This window comes from Microbacterium sp. MEJ108Y, from assembly GCF_000834175.1.
In the GTDB taxonomy this organism is placed as follows: Bacteria; Actinomycetota; Actinomycetes; order Actinomycetales; family Microbacteriaceae; genus Microbacterium; species Microbacterium forte.
Window position 1 is genome coordinate 15,125 of record NZ_JXQX01000038.1, and the last position, 23,915, is coordinate 39,039.

24 protein-coding genes are annotated in these 23,915 nt (G+C 68.3%); 9 read left to right on the plus strand and 15 right to left on the minus strand.

Going from position 1 to position 23,915, the window contains the following annotated elements; genetic code table 11:
- Nucleotide 1: 1 nt before the first annotated feature.
- Nucleotides 2–937 carry a LysR family transcriptional regulator gene (locus RU09_RS14965; RefSeq protein ID WP_042542131.1) on the minus strand — a complete coding sequence of 312 codons (936 nt, stop codon included), beginning with the start codon at nt 935–937 and terminating at the stop codon, nt 2–4.
- Between the two features lie 79 nt (nt 938–1,016).
- Between RU09_RS14965 and RU09_RS14970 the strand changes: the two genes are divergently transcribed.
- On the plus strand, nt 1,017–1,928 hold the full coding sequence (locus RU09_RS14970; RefSeq protein WP_042541677.1) for an EamA family transporter: 912 nt from the start codon (nt 1,017–1,019) through the stop codon (nt 1,926–1,928).
- A gap of 6 nt (nt 1,929–1,934) precedes the next feature.
- On the opposite strand, the gene ffh is transcribed toward RU09_RS14970, so the two are convergent.
- The 4 genes from ffh to RU09_RS14990 all read right to left on the minus strand — a co-directional run bounded on the left by ffh (nt 1,935) and on the right by RU09_RS14990 (nt 5,308).
- Nucleotides 1,935–3,488 carry a signal recognition particle protein gene (gene ffh / locus RU09_RS14975; RefSeq protein WP_042541678.1) on the minus strand — a complete coding sequence of 518 codons (1,554 nt, stop codon included), beginning with the start codon at nt 3,486–3,488 and terminating at the stop codon, nt 1,935–1,937.
- Between the two features lie 13 nt (nt 3,489–3,501).
- A complete protein-coding gene (locus RU09_RS14980; RefSeq protein WP_042541679.1) occupies nt 3,502–4,023 on the minus strand; it encodes an RNA polymerase sigma factor in 522 nt (173 codons plus the stop codon).
- Nucleotides 4,020–4,637, minus strand: a complete 618-nt coding sequence (locus RU09_RS14985; protein ID WP_042541680.1) for a hypothetical protein — start codon at nt 4,635–4,637, stop codon at nt 4,020–4,022. The genes RU09_RS14980 and RU09_RS14985 overlap by 4 nt, the downstream gene beginning before the upstream one ends.
- A 74-nt stretch (nt 4,638–4,711) precedes the next feature.
- Nucleotides 4,712–5,308, minus strand: coding sequence for a TetR/AcrR family transcriptional regulator (locus RU09_RS14990; RefSeq protein ID WP_042541681.1), 597 nt, complete (start codon nt 5,306–5,308; stop codon nt 4,712–4,714).
- Between the two features lie 94 nt (nt 5,309–5,402).
- Here RU09_RS14990 and lipB point away from each other — a divergent pair, with 94 nt between their 5' ends.
- A complete protein-coding gene (lipB, locus tag RU09_RS14995; RefSeq protein WP_042541682.1) occupies nt 5,403–6,056 on the plus strand; it encodes a lipoyl(octanoyl) transferase LipB in 654 nt (217 codons plus the stop codon).
- Nucleotides 6,053–7,042 carry a lipoyl synthase gene (lipA, locus tag RU09_RS15000; protein WP_042541683.1) on the plus strand — a complete coding sequence of 330 codons (990 nt, stop codon included), beginning with the start codon at nt 6,053–6,055 and terminating at the stop codon, nt 7,040–7,042. Before lipB ends, lipA begins: the two co-directional genes overlap by 4 nt.
- A 21-nt stretch (nt 7,043–7,063) precedes the next feature.
- Here the strand turns inward: lipA and RU09_RS15005 are convergent, their stop codons facing one another.
- The 3 genes from RU09_RS15005 to smc are packed head-to-tail and all read right to left on the minus strand — an operon-like array spanning nt 7,064 to nt 12,048.
- On the minus strand, nt 7,064–7,564 hold the full coding sequence (locus RU09_RS15005) for a DUF2004 domain-containing protein (protein WP_042541684.1): 501 nt from the start codon (nt 7,562–7,564) through the stop codon (nt 7,064–7,066).
- Nucleotides 7,565–7,608: 44 nt separating this feature from the next.
- Nucleotides 7,609–8,481, minus strand: coding sequence for a signal recognition particle-docking protein FtsY (gene ftsY / locus RU09_RS15010; protein ID WP_042541685.1), 873 nt, complete (start codon nt 8,479–8,481; stop codon nt 7,609–7,611).
- Nucleotides 8,482–8,505: 24 nt separating this feature from the next.
- Nucleotides 8,506–12,048 carry a chromosome segregation protein SMC gene (gene smc, locus RU09_RS15015; RefSeq protein WP_042541686.1) on the minus strand — a complete coding sequence of 1,181 codons (3,543 nt, stop codon included), beginning with the start codon at nt 12,046–12,048 and terminating at the stop codon, nt 8,506–8,508.
- A 546-nt stretch (nt 12,049–12,594) separates the two neighbouring features.
- Between smc and RU09_RS15020 the strand changes: the two genes are divergently transcribed.
- From RU09_RS15020 to RU09_RS15040, 5 genes are all read left to right on the plus strand, one after another.
- On the plus strand, nt 12,595–12,873 hold the full coding sequence (locus RU09_RS15020; RefSeq protein ID WP_042541687.1) for a hypothetical protein: 279 nt from the start codon (nt 12,595–12,597) through the stop codon (nt 12,871–12,873).
- Between the two features lie 13 nt (nt 12,874–12,886).
- The gene (locus RU09_RS15025) at nt 12,887–13,975 is read left to right on the plus strand and encodes a GNAT family N-acetyltransferase (RefSeq protein ID WP_042541688.1); all 1,089 of its coding nucleotides are present in this window, start codon (nt 12,887–12,889) and stop codon (nt 13,973–13,975) included.
- Nucleotides 13,972–15,051 carry a GNAT family N-acetyltransferase gene (locus RU09_RS15030; protein WP_042541689.1) on the plus strand — a complete coding sequence of 360 codons (1,080 nt, stop codon included), beginning with the start codon at nt 13,972–13,974 and terminating at the stop codon, nt 15,049–15,051. The genes RU09_RS15025 and RU09_RS15030 overlap by 4 nt, the downstream gene beginning before the upstream one ends.
- Before the next feature lie 89 nt (nt 15,052–15,140).
- Complete coding sequence (locus RU09_RS15035) at nt 15,141–15,836, plus strand: ABC transporter ATP-binding protein (protein ID WP_042541690.1); 696 nt, start codon at nt 15,141–15,143, stop codon at nt 15,834–15,836.
- Nucleotides 15,833–17,155: an FtsX-like permease family protein gene (locus RU09_RS15040; protein ID WP_042541691.1), complete on the plus strand. Its 1,323-nt coding sequence runs from the start codon at nt 15,833–15,835 to the stop codon at nt 17,153–17,155. Before RU09_RS15035 ends, RU09_RS15040 begins: the two co-directional genes overlap by 4 nt.
- A 3-nt stretch (nt 17,156–17,158) precedes the next feature.
- On the opposite strand, the gene mutM is transcribed toward RU09_RS15040, so the two are convergent.
- The 6 genes from mutM to RU09_RS15070 form a co-directional block, all read right to left on the minus strand.
- Nucleotides 17,159–18,022: a bifunctional DNA-formamidopyrimidine glycosylase/DNA-(apurinic or apyrimidinic site) lyase gene (gene mutM, locus RU09_RS15045; RefSeq protein WP_042541692.1), complete on the minus strand. Its 864-nt coding sequence runs from the start codon at nt 18,020–18,022 to the stop codon at nt 17,159–17,161.
- The gene (gene rnc, locus RU09_RS15050) at nt 18,015–18,707 is read right to left on the minus strand and encodes a ribonuclease III (protein ID WP_042541693.1); all 693 of its coding nucleotides are present in this window, start codon (nt 18,705–18,707) and stop codon (nt 18,015–18,017) included. Before rnc ends, mutM begins: the two co-directional genes overlap by 8 nt.
- Nucleotides 18,708–18,724: 17 nt before the next feature.
- Nucleotides 18,725–18,934: a 50S ribosomal protein L32 gene (gene rpmF / locus RU09_RS15055; protein WP_042541694.1), complete on the minus strand. Its 210-nt coding sequence runs from the start codon at nt 18,932–18,934 to the stop codon at nt 18,725–18,727.
- Between the two features lie 2 nt (nt 18,935–18,936).
- Nucleotides 18,937–19,485, minus strand: coding sequence for a YceD family protein (locus tag RU09_RS15060; RefSeq protein ID WP_042541695.1), 549 nt, complete (start codon nt 19,483–19,485; stop codon nt 18,937–18,939).
- Between the two features lie 83 nt (nt 19,486–19,568).
- Entirely contained in the window at nt 19,569–20,066 is a 498-nt protein-coding gene (gene coaD / locus RU09_RS15065; protein WP_042541696.1) for a pantetheine-phosphate adenylyltransferase, read from the minus strand.
- A gap of 30 nt (nt 20,067–20,096) precedes the next feature.
- Nucleotides 20,097–22,271, minus strand: coding sequence for an ATP-dependent DNA helicase RecG (locus RU09_RS15070; protein WP_042541697.1), 2,175 nt, complete (start codon nt 22,269–22,271; stop codon nt 20,097–20,099).
- Between the two features lie 61 nt (nt 22,272–22,332).
- Here RU09_RS15070 and rsmD point away from each other — a divergent pair, with 61 nt between their 5' ends.
- On the plus strand, nt 22,333–22,935 hold the full coding sequence (gene rsmD / locus RU09_RS15075) for a 16S rRNA (guanine(966)-N(2))-methyltransferase RsmD (protein WP_042541698.1): 603 nt from the start codon (nt 22,333–22,335) through the stop codon (nt 22,933–22,935).
- Here rsmD and thiL read toward each other — a convergent pair.
- Nucleotides 22,905–23,900 carry a thiamine-phosphate kinase gene (thiL, locus tag RU09_RS15080; protein WP_042541699.1) on the minus strand — a complete coding sequence of 332 codons (996 nt, stop codon included), beginning with the start codon at nt 23,898–23,900 and terminating at the stop codon, nt 22,905–22,907. The genes rsmD and thiL overlap by 31 nt on opposite strands.
- Between the last annotated feature and the right edge of the window lie 15 nt (nt 23,901–23,915).

Genomic DNA, 23,915 nt, shown 5'->3' on the forward strand with positions numbered 1-23,915 from the left:
CTCAGGACTCTGAGGAGGCGGGCCCGGAGGATTCCTCCGGGTCCGCTTCGTCTTCGACGCGAGGCGTCATCGGCCCGATGACCCGGAGGAACGCAGTGGCGACCGCCCTCGGCGACCGTGCGTCCCAGGCGACGTACTCGACGCGCACCGGTCCTCCGACGATCTCCACGGCGACCGCATGGGGCGCAGCCGCGGCGGCGACGCCCGGCGCCAACAGCGTGATCGCGAGCCCAGCCGACACGAGTCCGAGAATCAGCTCGGCCGAGTCCGCTTCGAACGACACGTCGCGAAGCACACCGGCGACACCGAAGGCGGCATCACTCTGCGCGCGCCCTGACGTGCCCGCGGGGAAGTCCGCGAAAACCTCTTCGGCAAGGTCTTCCAACGCGAGGCGTTCGCGCCGTGCGAGTCGGTGGGTCGACGGCACGACGGCCACCAGGCGCTCGCGGGCGAGCTCTCGCGCGGCGACGCCACTGGGGCGGACGTCCTCGTGCAGGCCCAGCATCGCGACATCGAGCTCTCCTCGGCGCACCGCGGCTGCCAAGGCATCACTGTTGCCCATGCTGAGCTGCACCCGCGCCTCCGGGTGCTCCGCCCTGAACCGCGAGATCGCGTCAGGCACGGAGACCGCGGTGACCGTCGGGATCACACCGAGACGAAGCGTGCCGACAACCCGACCCGCGGCCGCTGCTGCGGCCTCACGCGCCTGATCCGCTGCAGCCAGCGCGGCCCTCGCATGAACGAGGAATGCTTCCCCCGCCTCCGTCGTCCTGACGCTGCGACTCGAACGCACGAACAGGCGCTGGCCGAGTTCGCGCTCCAGCGCCGCGATCTGGTGGCTGAGGGCCGACTGCGTCACGAAACAGCGCTCGGCCGCGCGCGTGAAACTCGACGAGGACGCGACCTCGACGACATACTTGAGCTGCTGCAGATCCACGTATCCATGATCCTCATTCATGGATCCCGTGACAAGCATGCGTTGGACTCATGTGTCCATCGGGATCAGGCTGAGAGACATGAACCGGCTGACTCTGCTGCTCCTCACGTCCCTGGCCCCCATTTCCTGGGGCACGACCTACCTCGTGACGACCGAGATGCTGCCCGCCGGTCATCCGCTGCTGGCAGGTCTCCTCCGATCGCTCCCCGCGGGTCTCGTGGCTCTCGGTCTGGGCCGCGCGCTGCCGCCTCGAGGCTGGTGGCTGAAGTCGCTGGCTCTCGGCATCCTCAACATCGGAGCGTTCTTCCCGCTGCTGTTCCTGGCCGCAGAGCGTCTGCCCGGCGGCGTCGCAGCAGCAGTCGCCGGCGTGCAGCCGCTGATCATCCTCTGTCTGGGGGCGCTCATGCTCCGCGACAGGATCCGCCCTCTGACGGCAGCCGCCGCCGCAGTCGGTGCCGGCGGTGTCGCTCTCGTGGTGCTGGGCCCGGCCGCGGAGCTCGACACCGTCGGCATCATCGCAGCGGTCGGCGGCGTCACCGCTACGGCTCTCGGGATGATCCTCACCAAGCGCTGGGGGCGCCCCGCCGGTGTCGGGCCGGTCGCGTACGCGGGCTGGCAGCTGACGGCTGGCGGGTTGTTCCTGCTGCCATTGACACTCGTCTTCGAGGGGTTCCCTCCCTCCATCGACGGCGGCGCGATACTCGGCTACCTCTGGCTCGGCGCGGTCGGCGGTCTCATCGCGTACACGCTGTGGTTCCGCGGCATCCAGGAGCTGCCCGTCATCGCCCCCGGCCTGCTCGCCCTGCTCTCCCCCGTCGTCGCGACGACACTGGGAACGCTGCTCGCCGGCGAGACGTTCACCCCGGTCCAGGCGCTCGGACTCTCCCTCGTTCTGAGCGCGCTCGTCACCGGGCAGCTCGCTGCGCTGCGGAAGCCTCGCAGAGAGGTCGCTCCATCGACGCGGGGGCCGCTCGCGGCGGCACGCCGATGAGTCCGGTCAGCTCTTGCCGAACAGCTTCTGGATCTCCGCGAGGTCGGCTTCACTCGGCGCCTTGGTGCCGCCGAGACCGAAACCGGAGCCGGTCGGGGCGGCCGCGGAGGTGATTCCCGCGTTCTCGGCTGCGCGCTTGGCGGGGTTGCCCGAGCGGGAACCGCCCGAGGACTTGCCCTTCTTGCCGCGCTTCGACGACGCACCAGGCTTGCCCATTCCGGGCATGGAACCCATTCCCGGGATGTTCGGAGTGCCGCCGCGTGCGACGGTCTTCATCATCTTGGCCGCCTGATCGAAGCGCTGGACGAGCTGGTTGACGTCCGTGACGGTCATTCCCGAACCGCGCGCGATGCGCAGACGACGCGAACCGTTGAGCACCTTCGGGTTGCGTCGTTCGCCCGGTGTCATGGACCGGATGATCGCCTCGGTGCGATCGATCTCGCGCTCGTCGAAGTCCTCGAGCTGCTGCTTCATCTGCCCCATGCCGGGGAGCATCCCCAGCATCTTCTTCATCGAGCCCATCTTCTTCATCTGCTGAAGCTGGTCGAGGAAGTCTTCGAGGGTGAACTGCTCGGTCGCGAGCTTCTCGGCCATCTTGACGGCCTCTTCCTCATCGAAGGCCTGCTGGGCCTGCTCGATGAGGGTGAGGATGTCGCCGAGGTCGAGGATGCGACTGGCCATGCGATCGGGGTGGAACGGCTCGAGGTCTTCGAGTCGCTCGCCGGTGGACGCGAAGATGATGGGGCGGCCGGTGACGGAGGCGACGGAGAGCGCCGCACCACCGCGAGCGTCACCGTCGAGCTTCGTCAGGACGACACCGGTGAAGTCGACTCCCTCTTGGAAGGCCTTCGCCGTGTTGACGGCGTCCTGGCCGATCATGGCGTCGATGACGAACAGGACCTCATCCGGGTCCGTCGCCTTGCGGATGTCGGATGCCTGCTTCATCAGGTCGGCGTCGACGCCGAGGCGACCGGCCGTGTCGATGATGACCACGTCGTGCTGGTGGCGGCGCGCGTGCTCCACACCGTCGCGCGACACCTTGACGGGGTCACCGACTCCGTTGCCCGGCTCGGGCGCGTAGACGGTCGCGCCGGCCTGCTGCGCGACGACCTGGAGCTGGTTCACCGCATTCGGACGCTGCAGGTCGGCCGCGACGAGAAGGGGCGTGTGTCCCTCGCTCTCGAGCTGCTTAGCGAGCTTGCCGGCGAAGGTGGTCTTGCCCGAGCCCTGGAGGCCGGCGAGCATGATGACGGTCGGCGCGGTCTTGGCGAACTGCAGACGACGCTGCTCACCGCCGAGGATCTGCACCAGCTCCTCGTTGACGATCTGCACGACCTGCTGCGCGGGGTTCAGCGCCTTGCTGACCTCATCGCCGAGGGCGCGCTCGCGCACCTTCGCGGTGAACTCCTTGACGACCGCCAGTGCGACGTCGGCGTCGAGCAGCGCGCGACGGATCTCGCGCACAGTGCCGTCGACGTCGGCCGCGGTGAGCTTTCCCTTCGTGCGAAGGTTGCGGAAGGTCTCGGTGAGCCGATCGGAGAGCGTGCCAAAGGTAGCCATGGTGACACCGAGTTTACGCGAATCCGGCACCGTTCTCCGCGTTCGGAGCCGCGCCGACCGCGAGCTCGGCCCGGAGCAGTTCTCTCGCGCGCGCGTAACGGCCGCGTGCGGTCGACGAAGGGATGCCGAGAAGCTCCGCCGCATGCACGAGAGACAGTCGATCCCAGTGCACGAGCCGCACGATCTCCGCAAGGTCGGGATCGAGCCGTGCGATCGCGTCACGCACCTCCAGCCCCTCGTCAGCGGCAGGTGAGCTGTGATGCTCCTGCCGCTGCAGCCGAAGCCGATCCGCGAGCGCCCACCGTCTCCGCTGCCCCCTGTCGTGGTTGGCGAGCGTGCCTCGTGCGATGCCGAAGACCCACATCCGCGCGCGTTCCGGTTCATCGGGAAGGTCGGATGACCGACGCCACGCGATCACCATGGTCTCCCCGAGGAGGTCCGCGGCGTCGTCGGGGCCCACCCGACGCGAGAGGTAGGCGAGCAGGTCGGTCGCGCTCTCCTCCAGCACCCGGGTCAGGGCTGCGTCGCGGCTCATTCCCCGTCCCCCCAGTCCTCGCCGTCGCAGTGCACCTGACTGTGCGACTCGGTGCCCCCTAGCGCCTCGCTGGCGAAGCCGTTCGCAGCGAGCTCCGCGTGCACGAGCTCGTCGACGGCCTGTGTGTGCGCCGTCCAGGCATCGAGATCGGCTTGCCGAGGGTCGGGATCGACCGCAGGGTCGCCGGCACGACTCTCCTCCAGCTCGTGGAGGATCCCCGGAACGAGAGGCGCGGCCGCCGCTTCGACATCCGTGCTCGCGAACCAGTCGTCGACGATGCGGTTGACCTCGTCGTTCGTGAACATGTCGTGCGTGTCGAGCGCGCTGAATCGCAGTTCGCACTGTCCCCAGGTCGGCGAGGTGTAGCTGTAGGTCCGATCCGCATCCTCGAGGCCCGGGCTCCAGAGCCAATCCGATGACGCCGCGGCCACACCGGCGCCGCCGACGAGGAAGAGCGCCAGCGCCGTGGTCAGCACGGCTCTCCGACGTCCGCGACGAGGTGGCCGCGTCTCCTCGCGCGCCGCGAGGATCATGGCCCGGATGTCTCCGGGTTCCGGTCTCGCCGTCGTCGGTGCGGAACAGTCGAGCATCTCGTCGAGCGGGTCGGTGGCCATCATGTCTCCTCGGTCGGGAAAGGGGTCTCTCATTCCTGACCTGTCCGGCTCGCGCGGTTTCGTCCGCGGGGAGATCAGGTTTCCGTGCCGCCCCACGGCAATCGGCCGATCGCCCGCACAGCGTCGGCGAATCGGTCCCCCACGGAACCTCGTCCTGCACCGCTCTCCGCCCACGCTCGCACGGCGGCGACCACGGCGGCGGCCCAGGTGGCCGCGGCGATGTCCGCGGTGAGAGCGGTGACCCCCGACCGGCGAGCGAGATCGGCCAGCGCCGCCGCGAGGCGAGCCTGGCGAAGCGCGGCATCCTGCTCGAGTTCGTCGTCGAGCCCCATGGCCGACGAGTTCGTCATCGCGAGAGCCAGGCTGTCCGGTGCGAAGTCCTCGACGAGCTCCGAGAGAATGCGCCGCACATGCGTGCCGTCGCGGTCTTCGGGCACGACGACCAGGTCGTCGACCGCACGGCCGATGCGGTCGTCGAGGCCGGACCAGAGCACATCGCTCTTCGAGGAGAAGTAGTTGAAGAAGCTCGACCGGCTCACTCCGGCACGCTGGGTGATGTCGGCGACAGAGGTGGCGTCGTAGCCCCGCTCGAGGAAGAGCTCACAGGCGGCCTCCGCGAGGGTCTCGCGCGAAGAGGCCTTCGGGCGCCCTGCTCGGCTCGTGCTGCTCATGCAGACACGCTACCGCGCGTCGCTCCTGCGCGCCGCGACCGTCACGGAGGAGTATTCTTAGACGCAATCCATCAATTGATCGAGAGGGACGCCCATGCTCGACATCCTCACCCCCGGACTCGCTCCGAGCTTCGTCCCCTACCCCGCCGGGTGGGACCTGCAACGCAGCATCCACGCCGACGTCGTCGACGGCACTCGCCCGGACACGCTCATCCTGCTCGAGCACGAGGCGGTGTACACCGCCGGCAAGCGGACCGAGCCGCAGGAACGCCCGACGGACGGCACACCGGTGATCGACGTCGACCGCGGCGGCAAGATCACCTGGCACGGACCAGGGCAGCTGGTGGGCTACCCGATCGTCCGGCTGCCCGAGCCGATGGACGTCGTCGCGCATGTGCGTCGCCTCGAGCGCATCCTGATCGACGTGCTCCAGCCACTCGGCGTCGACGGATACCAGGTCGAGGGGCGCAGCGGGGTGTGGGTTCGCCGCCCCCTCTCTGAGGACAAGGTCGCGGCGATCGGGGTGCGCGTGCAGCAGGGAGTGACGATGCACGGCTTCGCCATCAACTGCGACAACAGCCTCGCAGGGTTCAGGGGCATCATCCCGTGCGGGATCACCGACGCCGGTGTCACCACCGTGAGCGAGGTCGTCGGAGCGGACGTCTCCCCCGCCGACATCGTCGACTCGGTGTCCGCCGCCTTCCTCGCCGAATACTCGACAGCCGCACACGCAGGAGCACACGCATGACCGCCGCACCAGAGGGACGCAAGCTCCTCCGCCTCGAGATCCGCAACGCCGAGACTCCCATCGAACGCAAACCGGAGTGGATCAAGACGAAGGCGAAGATGGGGCCCGAGTACACGGCGCTCCACTCGCTCGTCAAGAGCGAAGACCTTCACACCGTCTGCCAGGAGGCCGGCTGCCCCAACATCTTCGAGTGCTGGGAAGACCGGGAGGCGACCTTCCTCATCGGCGGATCGCAGTGCACCCGACGGTGCGACTTCTGCCAGATCGACACGGGCAAGCCCGATGCCTATGACACCGACGAGCCACGCCGTGTCGCCGAGAGCGTCGTGCGGATGAACCTCCGCTATGCGACGGTCACCAGCGTCGCACGAGACGATCTGCCCGACACCGGAGCCTGGCTCAACGCCGAGACGGTGCGGAAGATCCACGAGCTCAACCCGAACACCGGCGTCGAGCTGCTCGCCAACGAGCACAACGCCGACCCTGCCTTCCTCGGGCAGATCTTCGACGCCCGTCCCGAGGTCTTCGCGCACAACGTCGAGACCGTGCCGCGGATCTTCAAGCGCATCCGCCCGGCGTTCCGGTATGAGCGTTCGCTCGATGTGATCACCCAGGCGCGGGACGCAGGCCTCATCACCAAGTCCAACCTGATCCTGGGGATGGGCGAGGAACCTGAAGAGGTCGTCCAGGCGCTGAACGACCTGCACGACGCCGGCTGCGACATCATCACCATCACGCAGTATCTGCGCCCCTCTCCGCGACACCTGCCCGTGGCCCGGTGGGTCAAGCCTGCGGAGTTCGTCGAGTTCAAGGAGGAGGCGGAGCGGATCGGCTTCCTCGGCGTGCTCGCCGGGCCTCTTGTGCGCTCGTCGTACCGCGCCGGCCGGCTGTGGGCGCAGTCGATGGTCTCGAAGGGGCGCGAGATCCCACCGCACCTGGCGCACATCGCCGAGAGCGCGGATCTCGGCTTCGCTCAGGCGGTCTGAGCGATACCGAGGTGGTGAGCGTCAGTCGGCGCTCATCACCGACTGCACGCTGCCGTCGGAACCCAGGTTCACCAGCAGGACGTCGTCGGTGGTGGTCGCGTCGAGCGCGTACTCCAGCACCGCGAACGGCTCCGACCCGCCGTGTTCGTCGGCGAGGATCGTCATGCTCATGAGTCGCAGCGAGCGGATGATGTCGACGGCGGCGTCACCGCTGACGTCGACCAGCACCTCTTCGAGTTCGTCTCCGTAGGCCTCCTGCTGCTGCAGGATGTACTCGGTGACCTCGCTGGTGCGGTCATCGACCTCCGCGAGCATGCCCCGCCGGGACACATCGTCGACGTTCTCGATCCCCGCGATGAGCGAAGCGGCGATGTCGAGCGCGTCGGCGGAGACATCGTCCTGGTCAGGAGCGGTGAGATCGACGGTGACGCTCTGGTCACCGAGCTCCACCGTCTCAGACCAGAAGATCGAGCCGTCGGGCCCTGAGGACAGGAGTCCGAAGTAGTCGTGTTCGATCGCCATAACGCTATGAAACCAGCCTCGTGCTCGCGGCGGTAGTCCCGTGATCAGCCGACGAGCGACTTGACGAAGACATGGGGGGTGAAACCGGTCAGATCATCGATGCCCTCGCCCTGGCCGAGGAGCTTGACGGGGATGCCGGTGCGCTCCTGCACGGCGAGGACGAAGCCGCCCTTCGCCGAGCCGTCGAGCTTGGTCAGGACGAGTCCGGTGACCCCTGCATGCTCGAGGAACGCCTCGGCCTGCATCACACCGTTCTGACCCGTGGTGGCATCGAGGACGAGCAGGACCTCGCTGATGGGAGCCTGCTTCTCGATCACCCTGCGGATCTTCGAGAGCTCGTCCATGAGCCCTCCCTTGGTGTGCAGTCGGCCGGCCGTGTCGATGATCGCGATCTCGATGCCCTCGCGCTGGGCGAACTCGATGGTCTGGTAGGCCACGGATGCCGGATCCTGACCCTCTTGCTGGGGGCGGACGATCGCCGCTCCGCCGCGCTGTGCCCAGGTGGCCAGCTGATCGACGGCGGCCGCACGGAACGTATCGGCTGCTCCGACGACCACGCTGCGCTGGAACCCGCGAAGGAACTTGGTGAACTTGCCGATCGTGGTGGTCTTCCCGACGCCGTTGACGCCGACGACCAGAACGACCGCCGGCCGCTCGGTGAGCTTCAGGGTCGTGTCGAACTTCGCGAAGTGCTCCTCGAGCGTCTCGCGGAGCATCCGCTGGAGATCCTGCGGATCGGTCGTGCGGTAGCGCTCGACCTTCTCACGAAGCTCTTCCACGACCCGCTCGCTGATGTCGGGGCCGAAGTCGGCAGTGAGGAGGGCCGTCTCGAGGTCCTCCCATGTCGTCTCGTCGATAGTGGGCTTGACGAACATCCCGCGCAGCGCACGAGTGAGGGACCACGACTTCTCCGCCATGACTCCAGCCTACGGGTAGCGCTGTCAGCCGGCCGCCGCGCGGTCGCCCACGCGCTGTCCGACGACCGCCGACACCCCGTCCTGACGCATCGACACCCCGTAGAGCGCATCTGCGATCTCCATCGTGCGCTTCTGATGGGTGATGACGAGCAGCTGCGAGCTCTCGCGAAGCTGCTCGAACACGGTGAGCAGGCGGCCGAGGTTGGCGTCGTCGAGCGCGGCCTCGACCTCGTCGAGGATGTAGAACGGGCTCGGGCGGGCTTTGAAGATCGCGACCAGCAGAGCGACTGCCGCGAGGGAACGTTCACCGCCCGAGAGCAGTGACAGCCTCTCGATCTTCTTCCCGACCGGCCGTACCGAGACCTCGATGCCGGTCGTGAGCATGTTCTCGGGATCCGTGAGCGAGATGCTTCCGGTTCCGCCGGGGAACAGCAGAGGGAAGACCTCCCCGAACGCGATCCTCGTGTCTTCGAACGCGCTCGCGAAGATCGTCTGCATGCGCTCATCGAGGTCCGCGATGATCGTGCGCAGGTCCTGTCGCGTCTGCGTCAGGTCGGCGAGCTGCTCGGTGAGGAACGCGTGGCGCTGCTCGAGCGCCGCGAACTCCTCGAGCGCGAGCGGGTTGACCCGTCCGAGCTGAGCGAGCTTGCGTTCGGCCTCGGCGAGCCGTCGCTGCTGGATCCGCCGATCGAACGGGATCGCCGCGTCGTCGATCAGGTCGTCCTCAGCCTGGTCGGCTCCCGGATCACGGGGAACAAGCTGATCGGGGCCATATTCCGCTACGAGAATATCTTCGTCGAGCGCGAGCTCCGATGCCACGCGCTCGAGCAGACTGTTGAGGTGCAGCTTCTTCTCGTGGATCTGCAGTTCGAGGCCGTGCACGCTCTCGGTGAGCCCGGCGAGCCGCTCGCGCAAGGAGGTCTCCTGCGCTCGAAGAGCAGTGAGCTCCTGGTTCTGCGCCGATCGCGCGGCCTCGGCCTCGGCCAATGCGACGCGCGCCTCGGTGACCGACCGATCGATCGAGTCCAGGATGCGGGGCAGCTCCTGAGCCACTCCGGATGCCGCTTCGCGCTGTGCGCGTCGGATGACCGCCCGGCGCGCAGCCTCGGCTGCGGCGTCCCGCTCCTGCTCGCGTTGCCGTTCGAGTCCGGCGACGCGAGCCTGGGCAGCACGAACACGCTCACGAAGCGTCTCGATCTCCAGACGCGCTCGGACCTCACCTTCGCGCGCCGTCTCGAGCGCCTCGAGCAGACCGTCACGCGCCGAGGCGTCCAGCACCGGCCGGGGGGCGGCGATGGCCGCATCCAACTCGGCCTTGGCCGCGTCGGCCTTCGCCTCCGCATCCTGCACCGCGCTCTGTGCCTGCGCGAGTCCTGATTCGAGCCGCTCGCACTCGGCGACAGCCGACTCGTGGGTGACAGTGACGCGGTTCACCTGTTCCGCGTGGGTCGCCAGCGCGGCGTCGTGCTCGCGCAGCGCCCGGAGCGCGTCCTTCGCCTGGCGACGTGATGTCTCCACGGCCTCGTTCGCGTCTGCGCGAGCCTCGCGCAGTGAATCGACGATGACCTGCACCTCTGCCAGGCGCTCGTTCGCCGCGTCCCGTTCGGCGGCGAGCTCGAGACGGGAGCGTTCGCCGCCGGATCCGGTGCGCAGCGTCTGCGCGGTGACGACATCGCCCGCCGTCGTGACGATCGTCGTGGTCGTATCGCCCGCGAGGTCGAGCGCGAGTCGTGCATTGCGCGCCGCGTCCAGGCTCGCGGCGATGACGACGTGCGACAGGATTCCGAGGACCCCGTCCGGAGCCGTGACCGTATCGATCGCGGGCGTCACGCCCTCGAGAGCGGGCAGCTCGATCGACGGACGCGCAGCATCGGCGACGACGAAATCCACCACTCCCCTGCGCTGGTCGGACGCGTCCTGTGCCAGCTCGAAGGCGTCGGAGGCCCTCTCGACGAGGACGCCCTCGGCCAGCGAACCCAGCACGGCTGCGATCGCGGCCTCGAACCCGTTTTTGACCTGCACCGAGTCACCCACGAGGCCACGAACACCCGTGGCTCCCGCCTTCACGATCTCGGCGGCGCCTCCTGAGATCGCGAGCGCGCTTCCGAGTGCCGCAGCCTTGGCCGTGAGAGCGTCGACCTCGCGCTCGACCGCGTGCAGGCGCTCGCGGAGCGTCTCTCGCTCGGCCTCGGCCGCCGTCGCGGCACGCTGCGCGCTCTCATATGCGGCGGAGTGCTCTGCCGCCGTGCCCTCCGGCGCCTCCGCGTCGTCGATCGCCTCGAGGGCTTCGGCGGCGTCTCGGCGACGCGCGTTCGCCGCCTCGAGCGCGTTCTCCTGGCGCAGGACCGCACCGCGCACCGCAGCGAGGGCCGACGCGGCCGCATCCGCCGTGCCTCGCAACGAGCTGAGCCGCATGTCGTACTCCGACACGAGCGCGCTCTGCTCGGCGATGTCCACGTCGAGAGTGTCGAGCTCCGCCCGCGCATTCACCACCTCGCGGCTCGCCACGCTCGCCGCGTCCTGAGCGTCGCCGAGGCCGGCGGAGATCTCGGTGATCTCCGCCTTCGCCTCGTCGATCGTGGTCTGCGTGACAGTGATGGCCGTCACGGCAGCATCGTCTTCTTCCGAGCCGAGGAGCGCGAGTCGCTGATTGGCGAGGGTGTACAGCCCGCGCATCCGCTCCTGCACCTGCTCGAGACCGAAGGCCACGCCTCTCGCCTGATCGACCGCCGCCGAGTTCTGATCCTGCTCAAGGCGTGCGATGCTCGCCCGCACCGCCTCTGCCTGATCCGACAGCACGAGCCGTTCGGTGTGCCGCTCATGCTCGGTGCGCGTGTGATCGGCCAGCGCCGTGCGCAGCGCCACCACGTCATCCGCGAAGATCCGAGCCTTGGCATCACGCACGACCGCAGCGATCGTCTGCGCCTCGCGCGCGATCTCCGCCTGCCTGCCCAGGGGTTTCAGCTGGCGCCGGATCTCGCCGGCGAGATCGCTGAGACGCGTCAGGTTGGTCTCCATCGCATCGAGCTTGCGAAGGGTCTTCTCCTTGCGACGCCGATGCTTGAGGATGCCGGCCGCTTCCTCGATGAAGCCGCGCCGATCCTCCGGAGACGCCTGGAGCACCGTGTCCAGGCGCCCCTGCCCCACGATGACGTGCATCTCGCGTCCGAGACCGGAATCGCTGAGCAGTTCCTGAAGATCGAGCAGACGGCAGTTCTCGCCGTTGATGGCGTACTCGCTGGCGCCGTTGCGGAACAGCGTGCGACTGATGGTGACCTCGGCGAACTCGATCGGCAGGGCGCCGTCGCTGTTGTCGATCGTGAGCTGCACCTCGGCCCGACCGAGCGGCCCTCTCGTGGACGTGCCGGCGAAGATGACGTCCTCCATCTTGCCGCCGCGCAGAGTCTTCGCTCCCTGCTCACCCATCACCCAGGCGAGGGCATCGACGACGTTCGACTTGCCCGATCCGTTGGGACCCACGATGCAGGTGACGCCCGGTTCGAACACGAAACTGGTCGGCTGCGCGAAGGACTTGAACCCCTTGAGGGTCAGGCTCTTCAGATGCATGCGGCTACCGCGCTCTCCGGGTGATTCACGCCCATACGCTACCGGAATGACGGCTCAGAACCGGCATCCCGCGCGGGAGCGGAGCGAACGGGAATCGGCCGCGACACGCCGGGCCACGCCGGGGATGCTTGACGGACACGCCCGGGTTTCGCTAGGGTAACCTCCGGATCGCCACACGAAAAGGAGGTTACCGATGATCACTCAGCTCAACGCTCAGGCCACTGGCCTCGCCGCGCCATTCGCGCCGCGCCTTGCGCACTCGGTAACCACCGGCGTCCGTCTCGGCGCTCTCTCGTAGAACCGCAGCCCGAGAACTCTGCCCCCCACTCACCCACCGTTCTCCGATCGGTGACGGGGCTTCTCGTTCGCGTGTCTCCGCGCCCCACCCTCTGATCCTTCTCGGATCACGGATCACCGCCGACCCCGGCGATCGCCTTCCGGCGCGCTGGGCTCTCGACTCTCGCCGCGCTCCGCCGGCCGTCTTCTCGGCGCGCCGCGACAGCGCTCTCCTCACCGAACACCACCACCCATCTCGAAGGAATCACCGTGAACACCACGCTGTATCGCAGCATCCCCCACCCTCCGGATACCGAGGACCAGCAGGTCCTTCACATTCCCGCACCTGATGAACTGCGGCGCCTGGCGCTGGCAGATCGTCTCTCGCTCAGGATCGGCCTCTGGCTTCTCCAGCGGGCTCAGCGCCCTCGCCCGACGCACCGCGTCACCGCCCTCGAGGCGGACGCGCTGCATCTCGATCGGCGGACCCGCAGCGAGGGCGAGACATATGCCCTGCTCACGTACGACCTGCAGCGTCAGCTGCGCTGACCTGGAGATCACCATGAGCATTCCGCTCACCGCAGATGCGTCGCTGCATCCGCTCGTGCTGCCTGCACGGGCGGATGCGGCCGACGCCGTCGAGTTCCGCGAGCTCGCCCGTGTGCGCAACGCCGTCTACCGCGAGCTCACCGGCCGCACCGAACAGGACCTCACGCCGGAGGCGCTGCTCCCGATCCTGCGCTCCCGCAAGGAGCGCACGACCGCGGTGTGGACGGTGCGCGTCGAAGGAGAGATGGTCGGACGCACGGTCATCGACATCCCGCACGAAGAAGGCTCGCGTGTGGCCATCGCCTCGATCGAGCTCCACCCTCGGGTCTGGGGTCGGGGAATCGGAACAGCGATCCTCCCGCACGTCGAAGCCTTCGCCAGGCTCCACGACCGCACGGTCATCCAGAACTGGACGGAACAACCGGCGAGCGAGGGTCCGAGACTCCAGGCCCGGACCGGCTTCGGCAGCGTTCCCGACGATCATGTCGCGCGATTCCTCGTCCGCCATGGGTTCAGCCTCGAGCAGGTCTGCCGGGTGAGTCGACTCAAGATCGATCCCGAGACGGTTCGTCACGCCGAGCAGCTGCGCGACGAGGCACGCGCGTCGTCTCAGGACTATCGCGTGATCAGGTGGATGCTGCCGACGCCCCCCGAGCACGTCGATGGCTACGCGTGGCTCAAATCGCGCATGTCGACCGATGCACCGTCTGCCGATCTCGAGGCGGACGAGGAGGTCTGGGATGCAGAACGCCTGATCGAGTCCGAGAAACGCGTGGCGGAGATGGGCCAGATCATCCAGGTCACCGTCGCCCAGCACGTCGGGACCGGCGAGCTGAGTGCGTTCACCGAGCTCCGCATCGGACCCGATCTCGGCGCGACCACCCATCAGCACGACACTCTGGTGCTCAAAGAGCATCGCGGCCACCGATTGGGACAGCTCGTGAAGTGCGACGCTCTCCTGTCGTGGACGGGCCTCGCGCCCGAATCCCGCGACGTGATCACGTACAACGCCGAGGAGAACCGGCCCATGCTCTCCATCAATGAGGCGATGGGGTTCACCGCCATCGCCTATGAAGGAGCCTGGAAGAAGGAACTGTCATGACGACCACCACACTGACCATCGAGCCGCTCATCGTCCCTGTCGCGCTGGACGCCCCCGACGGCGCGGACTTCCGCGCCTACGGTCAGCTCAACCGGCAGATCTGCGATGAGATGGTGGGTCTGCCCGACATCGCACCCGACGCCGCCCAGTTGCTCGCGTCGTGGCAGGACTCCACCGACACCCTGCAGACCGGATTCGTGGCCAGGAACGGCGACGAGATCGTGGGGATGATCACGATCGCCTATGCCCAGGAGGCGGATGCGAAGGCGGCGGAGGCGGACCTCCTCGTGCCCGAGAAGCACTGGGGAATCGGCGTCGAGGATGCCCTCCTGACGCTCGCCGAGTCGGAGGCTCGTGCCCATGGTCGGTCTCTGGTGCAGATGTGGACGCTGCACCGACCGATCGAGTCCGAGCGGATGATCTCGCCGAGGACGGGGTGGGGTCGCATCCCGGCGATCCCGCTGTCGGACGCCTTGGAGGCCCGCGGATACGATCTCGAGCAGGTCGAGCGCAACAGCGAGCTCGATCTGCGTTCGGACCCCGCTCCGCTTCAGGTCGCTCTGCGATCTGCGCAGGCGGCCGCGGGCGACGACTATCGAGTGCTCCAGTGGATGGCTCCGACACCGCCGGAGTTCCGCGACGGCTATGCGTCGATCCTCGCTCGCCTGTCGACCGACGCCCCGAGCGGCGAGATGGACTTCGTCGCTGAGGAGTGGGACGCGGAGCGTGTCGTCCGCCGAGAGCGACGGCTCACCGGAGCCGGTCAGGCACTGTCGATCGTCGCGGTGCAGCACGTGCCGAGCGGGGACATCGTGGCATACAACGAGCTGCTCGTCGGAGCGGACCGCTCAGGGATCACCCACCAGCTGGGCACGCTGGTGTCTCGCGAGCACCGCGGGCACCGGCTGGGCACCGTCGTCAAGTGCGCGAACCTCCTGCACTGGCGAGAGCTCATGACGTTCTCCCCCGCAGTCTCCACGTTCAACGCCGAGGAGAACCGCCCGATGCTGAGCATCAACGAGTCGATCGGGTTCGTGCCGGTCTCTTACGCCGGCGCGTGGCAAAAACGGATCTGAACGAGATCATCCGATCGGTGTACGCGGACGCGAGCGGATCATCCGCCCGGCCGACGCAGCGCCCCTGGCCGAATCGCGAGGCTGGAGGCATGAACGACTCCGTCCTCGACGCACGCTCCCTGACTAAGTCCTACGGCACGACCCGCGCACTCGCCGGGGTGGATCTCACGATCCACCGCGGCGAGTCGGTGGCGATCATGGGCGCCTCCGGATCGGGCAAGACCACTCTCCTCCATGCGCTCGCCGGTATCGTCACGCCGGACTCCGGCACCGTGACCTTCCAGCCCTCGACCGGGGAGCCTGTGGAGGTCGCGGGGCTCGGGGAAGGTGCTCGCTCCCGGCTGCGCAGGGAGCGTTTCGGGTTCGTCTTCCAGCAGGGACTCCTCATCCCTGAGCTCACCGCCGTCGAGAACGTGGCGCTCGCATCGATGATCAACGGCGTGAAGAGAGCGGATGCCACGGCCCACGCGGCGTCCTGGCTCGCCGCGCTGGGGCTCGCCGGGATGGAGGACCGCCGCATCGGCGAGCTCTCCGGCGGGCAGGCGCAGCGCGTCGCCATCGCACGGGCCCAGGCCACCGGCGCGGATCTCGTCTTCGCCGACGAGCCGACCGGAGCGCTCGACTCGCACACCTCGCAGGACGTGATGAACGCACTGCTCTGGTCGACGACCGGGCAGGGGCGGACGCTCCTCGTCGTCACCCACGACGCCGACGTCGCCGCTCGATGCTCGCGAGTCGTGGCGGTTCGCGACGGACAGATCGTCTCGCCGGCGGTGACGGCATGAACGCCCGCGTCCTGACCCTCCTTCTCCGACCCGCGAAGGGTGAGAACGCCGTCCTGGCGCTTCCTGTGGTCGCGTTCGGAGTCGTCACGGCTCTGGTGCTGACAGTCGTGGGCGGAGCACAGTCGTTCTGGACCTGGACCGACGACTACGCTCCGGTCTACCAGGCACTGGCAGCGATCGCTCTCGTCCTCCTCGTCGTACCGCTGACGAATCTCGGAGGGGCGGCTGCTCGCCTCTCAGCCCGCCGTCGCGACGAGCGACTCTCGACACTGCGACTTCTGGGCGTGACTCCGATGGGTGTCAGCGTGGCCACCGTGATCGAATCCGTGCTCGTGGCGGCCGCAGGTGCCGTCGCCGGAGCGGTCGTCCATCTCGCGACCGCTCCCCTGGTCGGGCTCATCCCGTTCCGTGGAACTGCTCTCGGCACCGACGCCGTGATGCTGTCTCCCCTCAGCATCCTGGCGGTCGTGGGCGGGGTCCTTCTCGTGGCGGCCGGCAGCGCCGTGCTCGGTCTCCGACGCGTGATCGTCTCACCGCTCGGGGTGCGCATGCGGACGACGGTCTCGACCGTGCACTGGTTCCGGGCGATCATCGGCATCTCGGTGCTCGCTCTGGTCTTCGTCCTCGTCAAGGTCTTCCCGTCCGTCGCGGGGCTCGCAGTGACGATCACCGTTCTCGCAGCGCTTTTCGCGGTGGCGCTCGCCGTGCTCAACGTGATCGGGCCGTGGGTACTCAAGGTCAGCGCATCACGTCAGCTCCGCCGGGCCGAGCGGGCCGACCGGCTGCTCGCCGCCCGTCTGGTGCTGGACTCGCCCAAGGCCGCATGGCGTCAGGTGAGCGGGATCGCGATGGCGAGCTTCATGGCCGTCTTCGCCGGGACCGGCGTCGCACTGATGAACGTGATGAACAGCGGAGAGGCGACGGATGCCGATGCAGCACTCGCCGTGGACATGCGCACCGGTCTCGTCATCACGCTGGTCGCCTCCTTCGTGATGGTCGCGGCATCCGTGGGGGTGAATCAGGCCGCTTCCGTGCTCGATCAGCGCGATCTGCACCGAAGCCTCCACCACCTCGGGATGCCCCTCGACACCGTCGACAGCGCACGTCGCCGCGCGATCATGTCCCCGCTGCTCGTCACCGCGATCGGATCGGCGACCTGCGCGGCCGTGCTCGTGTTCCCCCTGCTCGGGATCGCCCTGATCACCGCTCCCGAGTCGCTGCTGACGATCGGCATCGTGCTCGCGGTGGGAATCGGCATCGTGTGGGCGAGTACGCGGGCGACCCGGCCTCTGCTCGCCCGGTCGTTCGAGACGGCATGAGCCTCAGCGTCGGCGCTGGCAGCGCGGGCAGAAGTGACTCGACCGGTTCATGAAAGCCTGTCGGCGGATCAGCGTTCCGCACCGGGGGCATGGCTGACCGCCGCGACCGTAGGCGTTGAGGGAGTGCGCGAAGTAGCCGGCCTGGCCGTTCACGTTGACGTACTGGGAATCGAAGCTCGTGCCTCCCTCGGCCAGCGCCTTCGCGAGCACCACGCGGATCTCAGCGAGGAGCCGACCGATCGCGGGTGTCGACAGCGCGCTCGCGAGAGTCTCGGGGTGGATGCGCGCCGCCCAGAGCGCCTCGTCGGCGTAGATGTTGCCCACCCCGCTGATCACCTGCTGATCGAGCAGCACGCGCTTGACCGCGCTGCCCCGCTTTCGGAGCGTGCGCACCAGGATGCCGTCGTCGAAGAGAGGGTCGAGGGGATCGCGCGCGATGTGCACGACCTGGGTGGGGATCATCGTCGGCCCGTCCGGCACGAGGCTGTCGACCGCCAGCGACCCGAAGGTCCTCTGATCGGCGAACACGATGGCGAGCTCTCCGTGCTGCGGGTGCTCGATGCCGATGCGAATGCGCTCGTGGCGTTCCGCTTCGGCATCCGGCGCGCGGAGCAGCATCTGCCCGCTCATCCCGAGGTGCGCGATCAAAGCGGAACCCTCCGCGTCGAGCGGAAGCCAGAGGAACTTGCCTCGACGCTCGGCGGCGGTGAACACGCGCCCTTCCAGGCGCGACACGAAGTCCGATGCCCCCGCGGCATGACGTGTCAGGGCGCGCTCATCGAACACGCTCACCCCCGTGATGACCGAACCGACCGCGGCAGGAGCGAGACCGGCTCGCACCACCTCGACCTCGGGGAGCTCAGGCACGCTCGTTGAGGAAGCGCCACGCACTGAGCGCGGCCGCCATCTCTGCAGTCTTCTTACTGCTGCCCTTGCCCGTCATCGCCACATCGCCGACGCTCACGGTCGCCAGGAAGCGACGATCGTGATCGGGACCACTCGCCTCCACCGAATACTGCGGTGGGGTGGCACCGACCCGCGCCGCCAGCTCCTGAAGACTGGTCTTCGGATCCATGGCGGCGCCATAGCGCTCGGGGTCGGCGAGGAGCGGCGCGGTCAGACGGAGCACGAGCTCAGTGGCCGCCTCAGGACCCGCCGACAGGTAGGTCGCACCGATGACGGCTTCCATCGTGTCGGCGAGGATCGAATCCTTGTCGCGTCCGCCCGTCTGCTCCTCGCCTCGACCGAGCCGCAGGTGGCTGCCCAGATCGATGCCTCTCGCCACCTCCGCGAGGGCGACCGTCGAGACGACACTGGCGCGCCGCTTGGCGAGTTCGCCCTCATCGAGCCCTGGATGGGTCGTGAAGAGCATCACGGTGACGGCTTGGCCGAGAATGGAGTCGCCGAGGAACTCGAGACGTTCGTTGTGAGGGATGCCACCATGCTCATACGCATATGAGCGATGGGTGAGCGCCAACTCCAGAAGCTCCGCGTCTATATCGACGCGGAGCTTCTCTGGGAGTGGTCTCGTCCCCCCAGGGACCTCAGTCACGGAAGTGAAGTCGCGACTCAGACGTCGGCGACCTTGCGGCCCTTGTACTCGAGGAACAGCTCGGTGCCCTGCGAGTCGGTGACGACCTTCGCCTGGTGGGGGCGGCTGTAGACGGTCTTGCCGTTCTCGACGGTCTTGACGAGAGCGATGGGCGCCGCCTTCCACTGCGCGCGGCGCGAGCGGGTGTTCGAACGGGATACCTTGCGCTTCGGGGGGTTACCAGCCATGACTAGCTCTCTTCTTTCTCGGCGGCACGAGATTCTTCCGTGCCGTCTTGGTCTGTGATGTTCTGGAGCACGCTCCACCGAGGATCGATGGGAGCCGCCTGCTCCTTGTCGGTGCTCGCTGTCAGCCTCTCGCCCGTCTCCGGGTCGAGCCCGGGGCAATCCGGCTGACACACCGGCTGAAATGGAAGCGCCAATACGGCCGCATCCCTGACTAGAGTTTCAAGATCCACGTGGTCGTCTTGAACCTCGAAGTCAGTTTCTTCCTCACCAGGATACGCGAAAAGCTCCTGGAACTCGACTTCGACGGGCCGAACGATGTCGATGAGGCAGCGACCGCACACGCCGGAGTACTCCGCGTCGACGATTCCCGACACCAGAATGCCCTCATGGACCGACTCGAGACGGACATCCAGGTCGAGCTCGGAGCCTGCCTCATACGACACGATCCCCTCGCCCCAGGCATCCTTCAGGGTCACGGAGAACTCGTGTTCGCGCATCTCTCCCGGCTTGCGGACGATGTCGCGGACGGGGAGGACGAAAGGACCACTCATTCGGGAACGCACCCAGCAATGGTACCGGCTACATGCGGTGGGAGGCTGGCTTCGGGCTGAGCGCGGCTCTCAGGAGCGCGACGTCAGATGCCGCGAGACCCGGTGTCGAGGAATGCGGCGACCGCAGGAGGGACGAAAGGCGATACATCGCCGCCGAGCCCCGCCACCTGTCGCACGAGGGAGCTGGACACGAGAGCATGCGCCGGGTCGGGCAGCAGGAAGACCGTCTCGATGTCTGCGAGGTGCCTGTTGACGATCGCCATCGGCGATTCATAGGCGACGTCGATCTGGGAGCGGATCCCCTTGACCAACACGCCGGCACCCACATCGCGCGCGTAGTCGACCAGAAGGCCCATGCTCCACGATCCGACGATCACGTTGCCGTCCATGCCCTCATCGGCGATGGACTGCTCGATGAGCGACAGCCGCGCCGCGATGGGCAGCATCGCCTCCTTGCCGGGGTTGTGCACGACGAGCACATGCAGCTCGTCGTACAGCTTGGCGGCCCGACGGATGACGTCGAGGTGGCCCAGGGTCGGCGGGTCGAAGGAACCCGGGACGACGGCGATCCGGCTGCTCATGCCACCAGCCTAGGGCACGCCGTGCTCGGGTCAGTTCTTCGCCAGGGCCGCGCGATCGTCGTCGCTCACTCGTCGCTCGATGGCGGATCTGAGCCCCGGGTTCGCGTCGAGACCGGGGTCGGCTGCGAGGATCGCCTCGGCGAGCTCGCGAGCTCTGACGATCAGACCGGAGTCCTTGACCACGCGCAGCAGCTTCAACGACGACCGCACGCCCGCCTGTGCTGCGCCGAGCACGTCTCCTTCACCGCGCAGCTCGAGATCGACCTCGGCGAGGGCGAAACCGTCGAGGGTCGCTGCGACCGCGTCGACTCGCTCGCGCGCCACCGAGCCGGCTTCCGCCTCTGTCACGAGCAGACACAGCCCCGGAACGCCGCCTCGACCCACCCGGCCCCTCAGCTGATGCAGCTGGGAGACGCCGAAGCGATCGGCATCGAGGACGATCATGGTCGAGGCGTTGGGCACGTCGACCCCGACCTCGATGACGGTCGTGGCCAGAAGCAGGTCGATCTCGCCCCGCGCGAACGCCTGCATCACCGCATCCTTCTCGTCGGACGGCATGCGTCCGTGGAGAACCGCTCGGCGCAGACCGCCGAGCTTCGGGTGCGTCGCCAGCGCCTCGTCGAGCTGCACCACTCCCCAGCGCGGACCGGATGCGCCCTCGGGTTGCAGAAGCGCGGGCTCACCCGCCTCGGCCGTCTTCTTGGTGGTGTCGATCGCGGCGCACACTGCGAAGACCTGGCGCCCCTGGGCGATCTCCTCGGCGGCGCGCTCCCAGACGCGATTGAACCACCCGGGATGCTCGGCGAGTGGGGCGACGAACGACTCGATTCCCGCCCGTCCCTTCGGCATCGTGCGGATCACCGAGGTGTCGAGATCTCCGAAGACCGTCATGGCCACGGTGCGAGGGATGGGCGTGGCGGTGAGGACGAGGGCGTGCGGGCTGGAGCCCTTGGCGCGGAGAGCCTCGCGCTGCTCGACGCCGAACCGGTGCTGCTCGTCGACCACGACGAGCCCGAGATCTGCGAAGGTCGTCTTCTCGCCGAGCAGTGCGTGGGTGCCGACGACGATCAGGGCCTGCCCGGAGGCGACGCGCAGGGCGGCCTTGCGCCGCGCCGCAGCCGGCATCTGCCCGGTGAGGAGTGTGGGCATCACGAGCGGAGCCAGCTCCGGCCCGAGCATCTTCGATATCGACCGCAGGTGCTGGCCCGCCAGGACCTCGGTCGGCGCGATCAGCGCGGCTTGGCCGCCGGACTCGGCGACCTGGAGCATCGCACGCAGGGCGACGAGCGTCTTGCCCGAGCCGACCTCTCCCTGCACGAGCCGGTTCATCGGCCACGAGCCGACGAGATCCTTCGCGACCTGCTCGCCGACGGTCTGCTGATCGGGCGTGAGATCGTAGGGCAACGAGGCGTCGAACCGCTCGAGCAGACCTCCGGACTTCGCCGCACGCGCCGTGGCCGAGAGCGATCGCACCGCGTCGCGCTGCTGCAGGAGTGCGGTCTGCAGCGTGAGCGCCTCATGCATCCGCAGCGTGCGTACTGCAGGATCGATGTCGTTGCGGGTCTTCGGTCGATGGATCTGCTCGAGTGCCTCTCTCGCGGTCAGCAGCTCCTCCCGCTGACGGACGTCCGCCGACAGAGGCTCGGGCACGTCACCGAGGCCGTCGAGCACGCGAGTGATGAATTTCGCGATCTGCCAGGTCTGCAGCGTCGACGTCGCGGGATAGATGGGGATCAGCACGGCTGCGCGGGCGTCCGCACGCCGCCTGGCCGCATCCTCGTCGTCGAAGAGCTCGTACTCAGGGTGCGCGAACTGCGTCATCCCGTTGAACTCGCCGACCTTGCCCGAGAAGACGCCTCGCCGACCGACCGCGAGATCCTCGGAGCGCCACTTGGCAGCCCCGAGATTCTTCGCGAAGAACGTCAGGGACATCTTGCCGATGCCGTCGCCGATCACGACGTCGACCATCGCGCCCCGTCGATTGCGCATCGCCCTGGCACTCGACGACAGCACCTCGGCGACGATCGTCACGGTCTCACCGAGCGGAAGCTCACGGATGGGGGTGAGCTCGCCGGGGTCGGCATACCGCCGGGGATAGTGCGACACGAGATCGCCGACCGTCTTCATGCCGAACGCCCGATCGAGAGACTTCGCCGGCGTGGAGCCCAGCGCCTCCTCGAGCGACGAATCCAGCGTGAGCGACATGATCCGAGTCTAGGAGGCCGCACGGACACGACGTGCGCCCCGGCTGTCGTATCGTGAACGGGTGACGAGGATCATCGCCGGAAAGGCACGCGGCGCGCGGCTCGACGTTCCCCACGCGGGGACGCGACCCACCAGCGACCGCGTACGGGAGTCGCTCTTCGGAGCGCTGGAATCGGCCGACGCGATCGCCGGAGCCCGAGTGCTGGATCTCTACGCCGGATCGGGTGCGCTGGGATTGGAGACGCTCAGCCGCGGCGCGGCAAGCGCCGACCTCGTCGAGCACGGCCGAGAGGCTGCGGCCGTCGTGCGTCGCAACGTCGCCACCGTCGCGAAGGCCGGCGCGAACGGCGCGACGGTGCACCAGAGCACGGTCCGGTCGTTCCTGCTGCGAGCCTCCGGTCCGTACGACCTCGTCTTCTCGGACCCGCCCTACGACCTCGAGGACGACGCGATGACCGCGGATCTCATCGCGCTCGCACCGTGTCTCGCCCCTGACGCCCTCGTGATCATCGAGCGTGCGCGCCGCTCCACGCCTCCTGATCTGCAGGCCGCCGGCCTGGAGCTGATCCGTGAGAAGGCATACGGCGACACCGCTCTCTGGTGGGCCGAGCCGGCTCTCGCCTCAGAGACGCCTCAGCCCGAGGCCGAATCCCAGTCGCGATAGGGGTCCCAGCCGCTCACGTCTGCGGGTGCGTCGTCGACCAGCAGATCGTGCTCGCCCCGCGGGGCCACAGTCCCGATGACGCGGAACCCCGACGGCAGCGTCCCCGGAGGGAAGGTGGCGAGCAGCGCATGATCCTCGCCACCGGCGAGGGCACGCCGCGGAGAGTCTCCGAGCGTCGCGCTGTCGAGGGCGATCGTGACGGCCGAGGCCGCCGCCATCCGTCGCGCATCGAGGGCGAGACCATCCGAGACGTCCATCATCGCGGTCGCTCCGGCTGTGGCGGCGAAGGGTCCGAGGCCGATCGGGGGCGACGGACGGAGCTGGGCGGCCAGCGCCGCGCTCTCACCCCGTCCGAGCGCGGATGGATCGACGGCGACCGGTGTGTCACCATCACGGAACCTGCCGAAGAGGACGGAGAGTCCGTGGGCGGCGTGTCCGAGCTCTCCGGCCACCGCGACCACATCACCGACCCGCGCACCCGATCGCGTCACCGGCGCCCGGCCCTCGAGATCGCCGAGAGCGGTGACCGCAACGGTGAGGACATCCGAGACGGTGAGATCGCCACCGACCACGGCGCAGCCCGGCGCCAGGGCCGCGCACGCCTCACGGAATCCGTCGGCGAGGCGTTCGACGAAAGAGAGCCTCAGATCGCGCGGAACAGCCAGCGCGACGAGCAGCGCGGTCGGGCGCGCACCCATGGCGGCCACGTCGGCGAGGTTGACTGCGGCAGCCTTCCACCCGAGGTCATAGCCCGACGACCACGCGAGTCGGAAGTCAGGACCGTGCACGAGGGTGTCCGTCGTGGCGACCACGGACCCAGACGGAGCCGCGATCACCGCCGCATCGTCGCCGGGTCCGATGATCGTGTGACTGGCCCGCGCGGTCCTCGCCAGGATGGCCCGCAGGATCTCCCCCTCCGAAAGATCGCCGAGGGTCGGATCATCGTCGCGAGGTCGGGAGGGCATGCAGTCAAAGGTAGC

Coding starts and splice junctions, on each gene's coding strand:
- RU09_RS14970 (WP_042541677.1), top strand. CDS start 1,017: ATGAACCGGCTGACTCTGCTGCTCCTCACGTCCCTGGCCCCCATTTCC.
- ffh (WP_042541678.1), bottom strand. CDS start 3,488: ATGGCTACCTTTGGCACGCTCTCCGATCGGCTCACCGAGACCTTCCGC.
- RU09_RS14980 (WP_042541679.1), bottom strand. CDS start 4,023: ATGAGCCGCGACGCAGCCCTGACCCGGGTGCTGGAGGAGAGCGCGACC.
- RU09_RS14985 (WP_042541680.1), bottom strand. CDS start 4,637: ATGGCCACCGACCCGCTCGACGAGATGCTCGACTGTTCCGCACCGACG.
- RU09_RS14990 (WP_042541681.1), bottom strand. CDS start 5,308: ATGAGCAGCACGAGCCGAGCAGGGCGCCCGAAGGCCTCTTCGCGCGAG.
- lipB (WP_042541682.1), top strand. CDS start 5,403: ATGCTCGACATCCTCACCCCCGGACTCGCTCCGAGCTTCGTCCCCTAC.
- lipA (WP_042541683.1), top strand. CDS start 6,053: ATGACCGCCGCACCAGAGGGACGCAAGCTCCTCCGCCTCGAGATCCGC.
- RU09_RS15005 (WP_042541684.1), bottom strand. CDS start 7,564: ATGGCGATCGAACACGACTACTTCGGACTCCTGTCCTCAGGGCCCGAC.
- ftsY (WP_042541685.1), bottom strand. CDS start 8,481: ATGGCGGAGAAGTCGTGGTCCCTCACTCGTGCGCTGCGCGGGATGTTC.
- smc (WP_042541686.1), bottom strand. CDS start 12,048: ATGCATCTGAAGAGCCTGACCCTCAAGGGGTTCAAGTCCTTCGCGCAG.
- RU09_RS15025 (WP_042541688.1), top strand. CDS start 12,887: ATGAGCATTCCGCTCACCGCAGATGCGTCGCTGCATCCGCTCGTGCTG.
- RU09_RS15030 (WP_042541689.1), top strand. CDS start 13,972: ATGACGACCACCACACTGACCATCGAGCCGCTCATCGTCCCTGTCGCG.
- RU09_RS15035 (WP_042541690.1), top strand. CDS start 15,141: ATGAACGACTCCGTCCTCGACGCACGCTCCCTGACTAAGTCCTACGGC.
- RU09_RS15040 (WP_042541691.1), top strand. CDS start 15,833: ATGAACGCCCGCGTCCTGACCCTCCTTCTCCGACCCGCGAAGGGTGAG.
- rpmF (WP_042541694.1), bottom strand. CDS start 18,934: ATGGCTGGTAACCCCCCGAAGCGCAAGGTATCCCGTTCGAACACCCGC.
- RU09_RS15060 (WP_042541695.1), bottom strand. CDS start 19,485: ATGAGTGGTCCTTTCGTCCTCCCCGTCCGCGACATCGTCCGCAAGCCG.
- coaD (WP_042541696.1), bottom strand. CDS start 20,066: ATGAGCAGCCGGATCGCCGTCGTCCCGGGTTCCTTCGACCCGCCGACC.
- RU09_RS15070 (WP_042541697.1), bottom strand. CDS start 22,271: ATGTCGCTCACGCTGGATTCGTCGCTCGAGGAGGCGCTGGGCTCCACG.
- thiL (WP_042541699.1), bottom strand. CDS start 23,900: ATGCCCTCCCGACCTCGCGACGATGATCCGACCCTCGGCGATCTTTCG.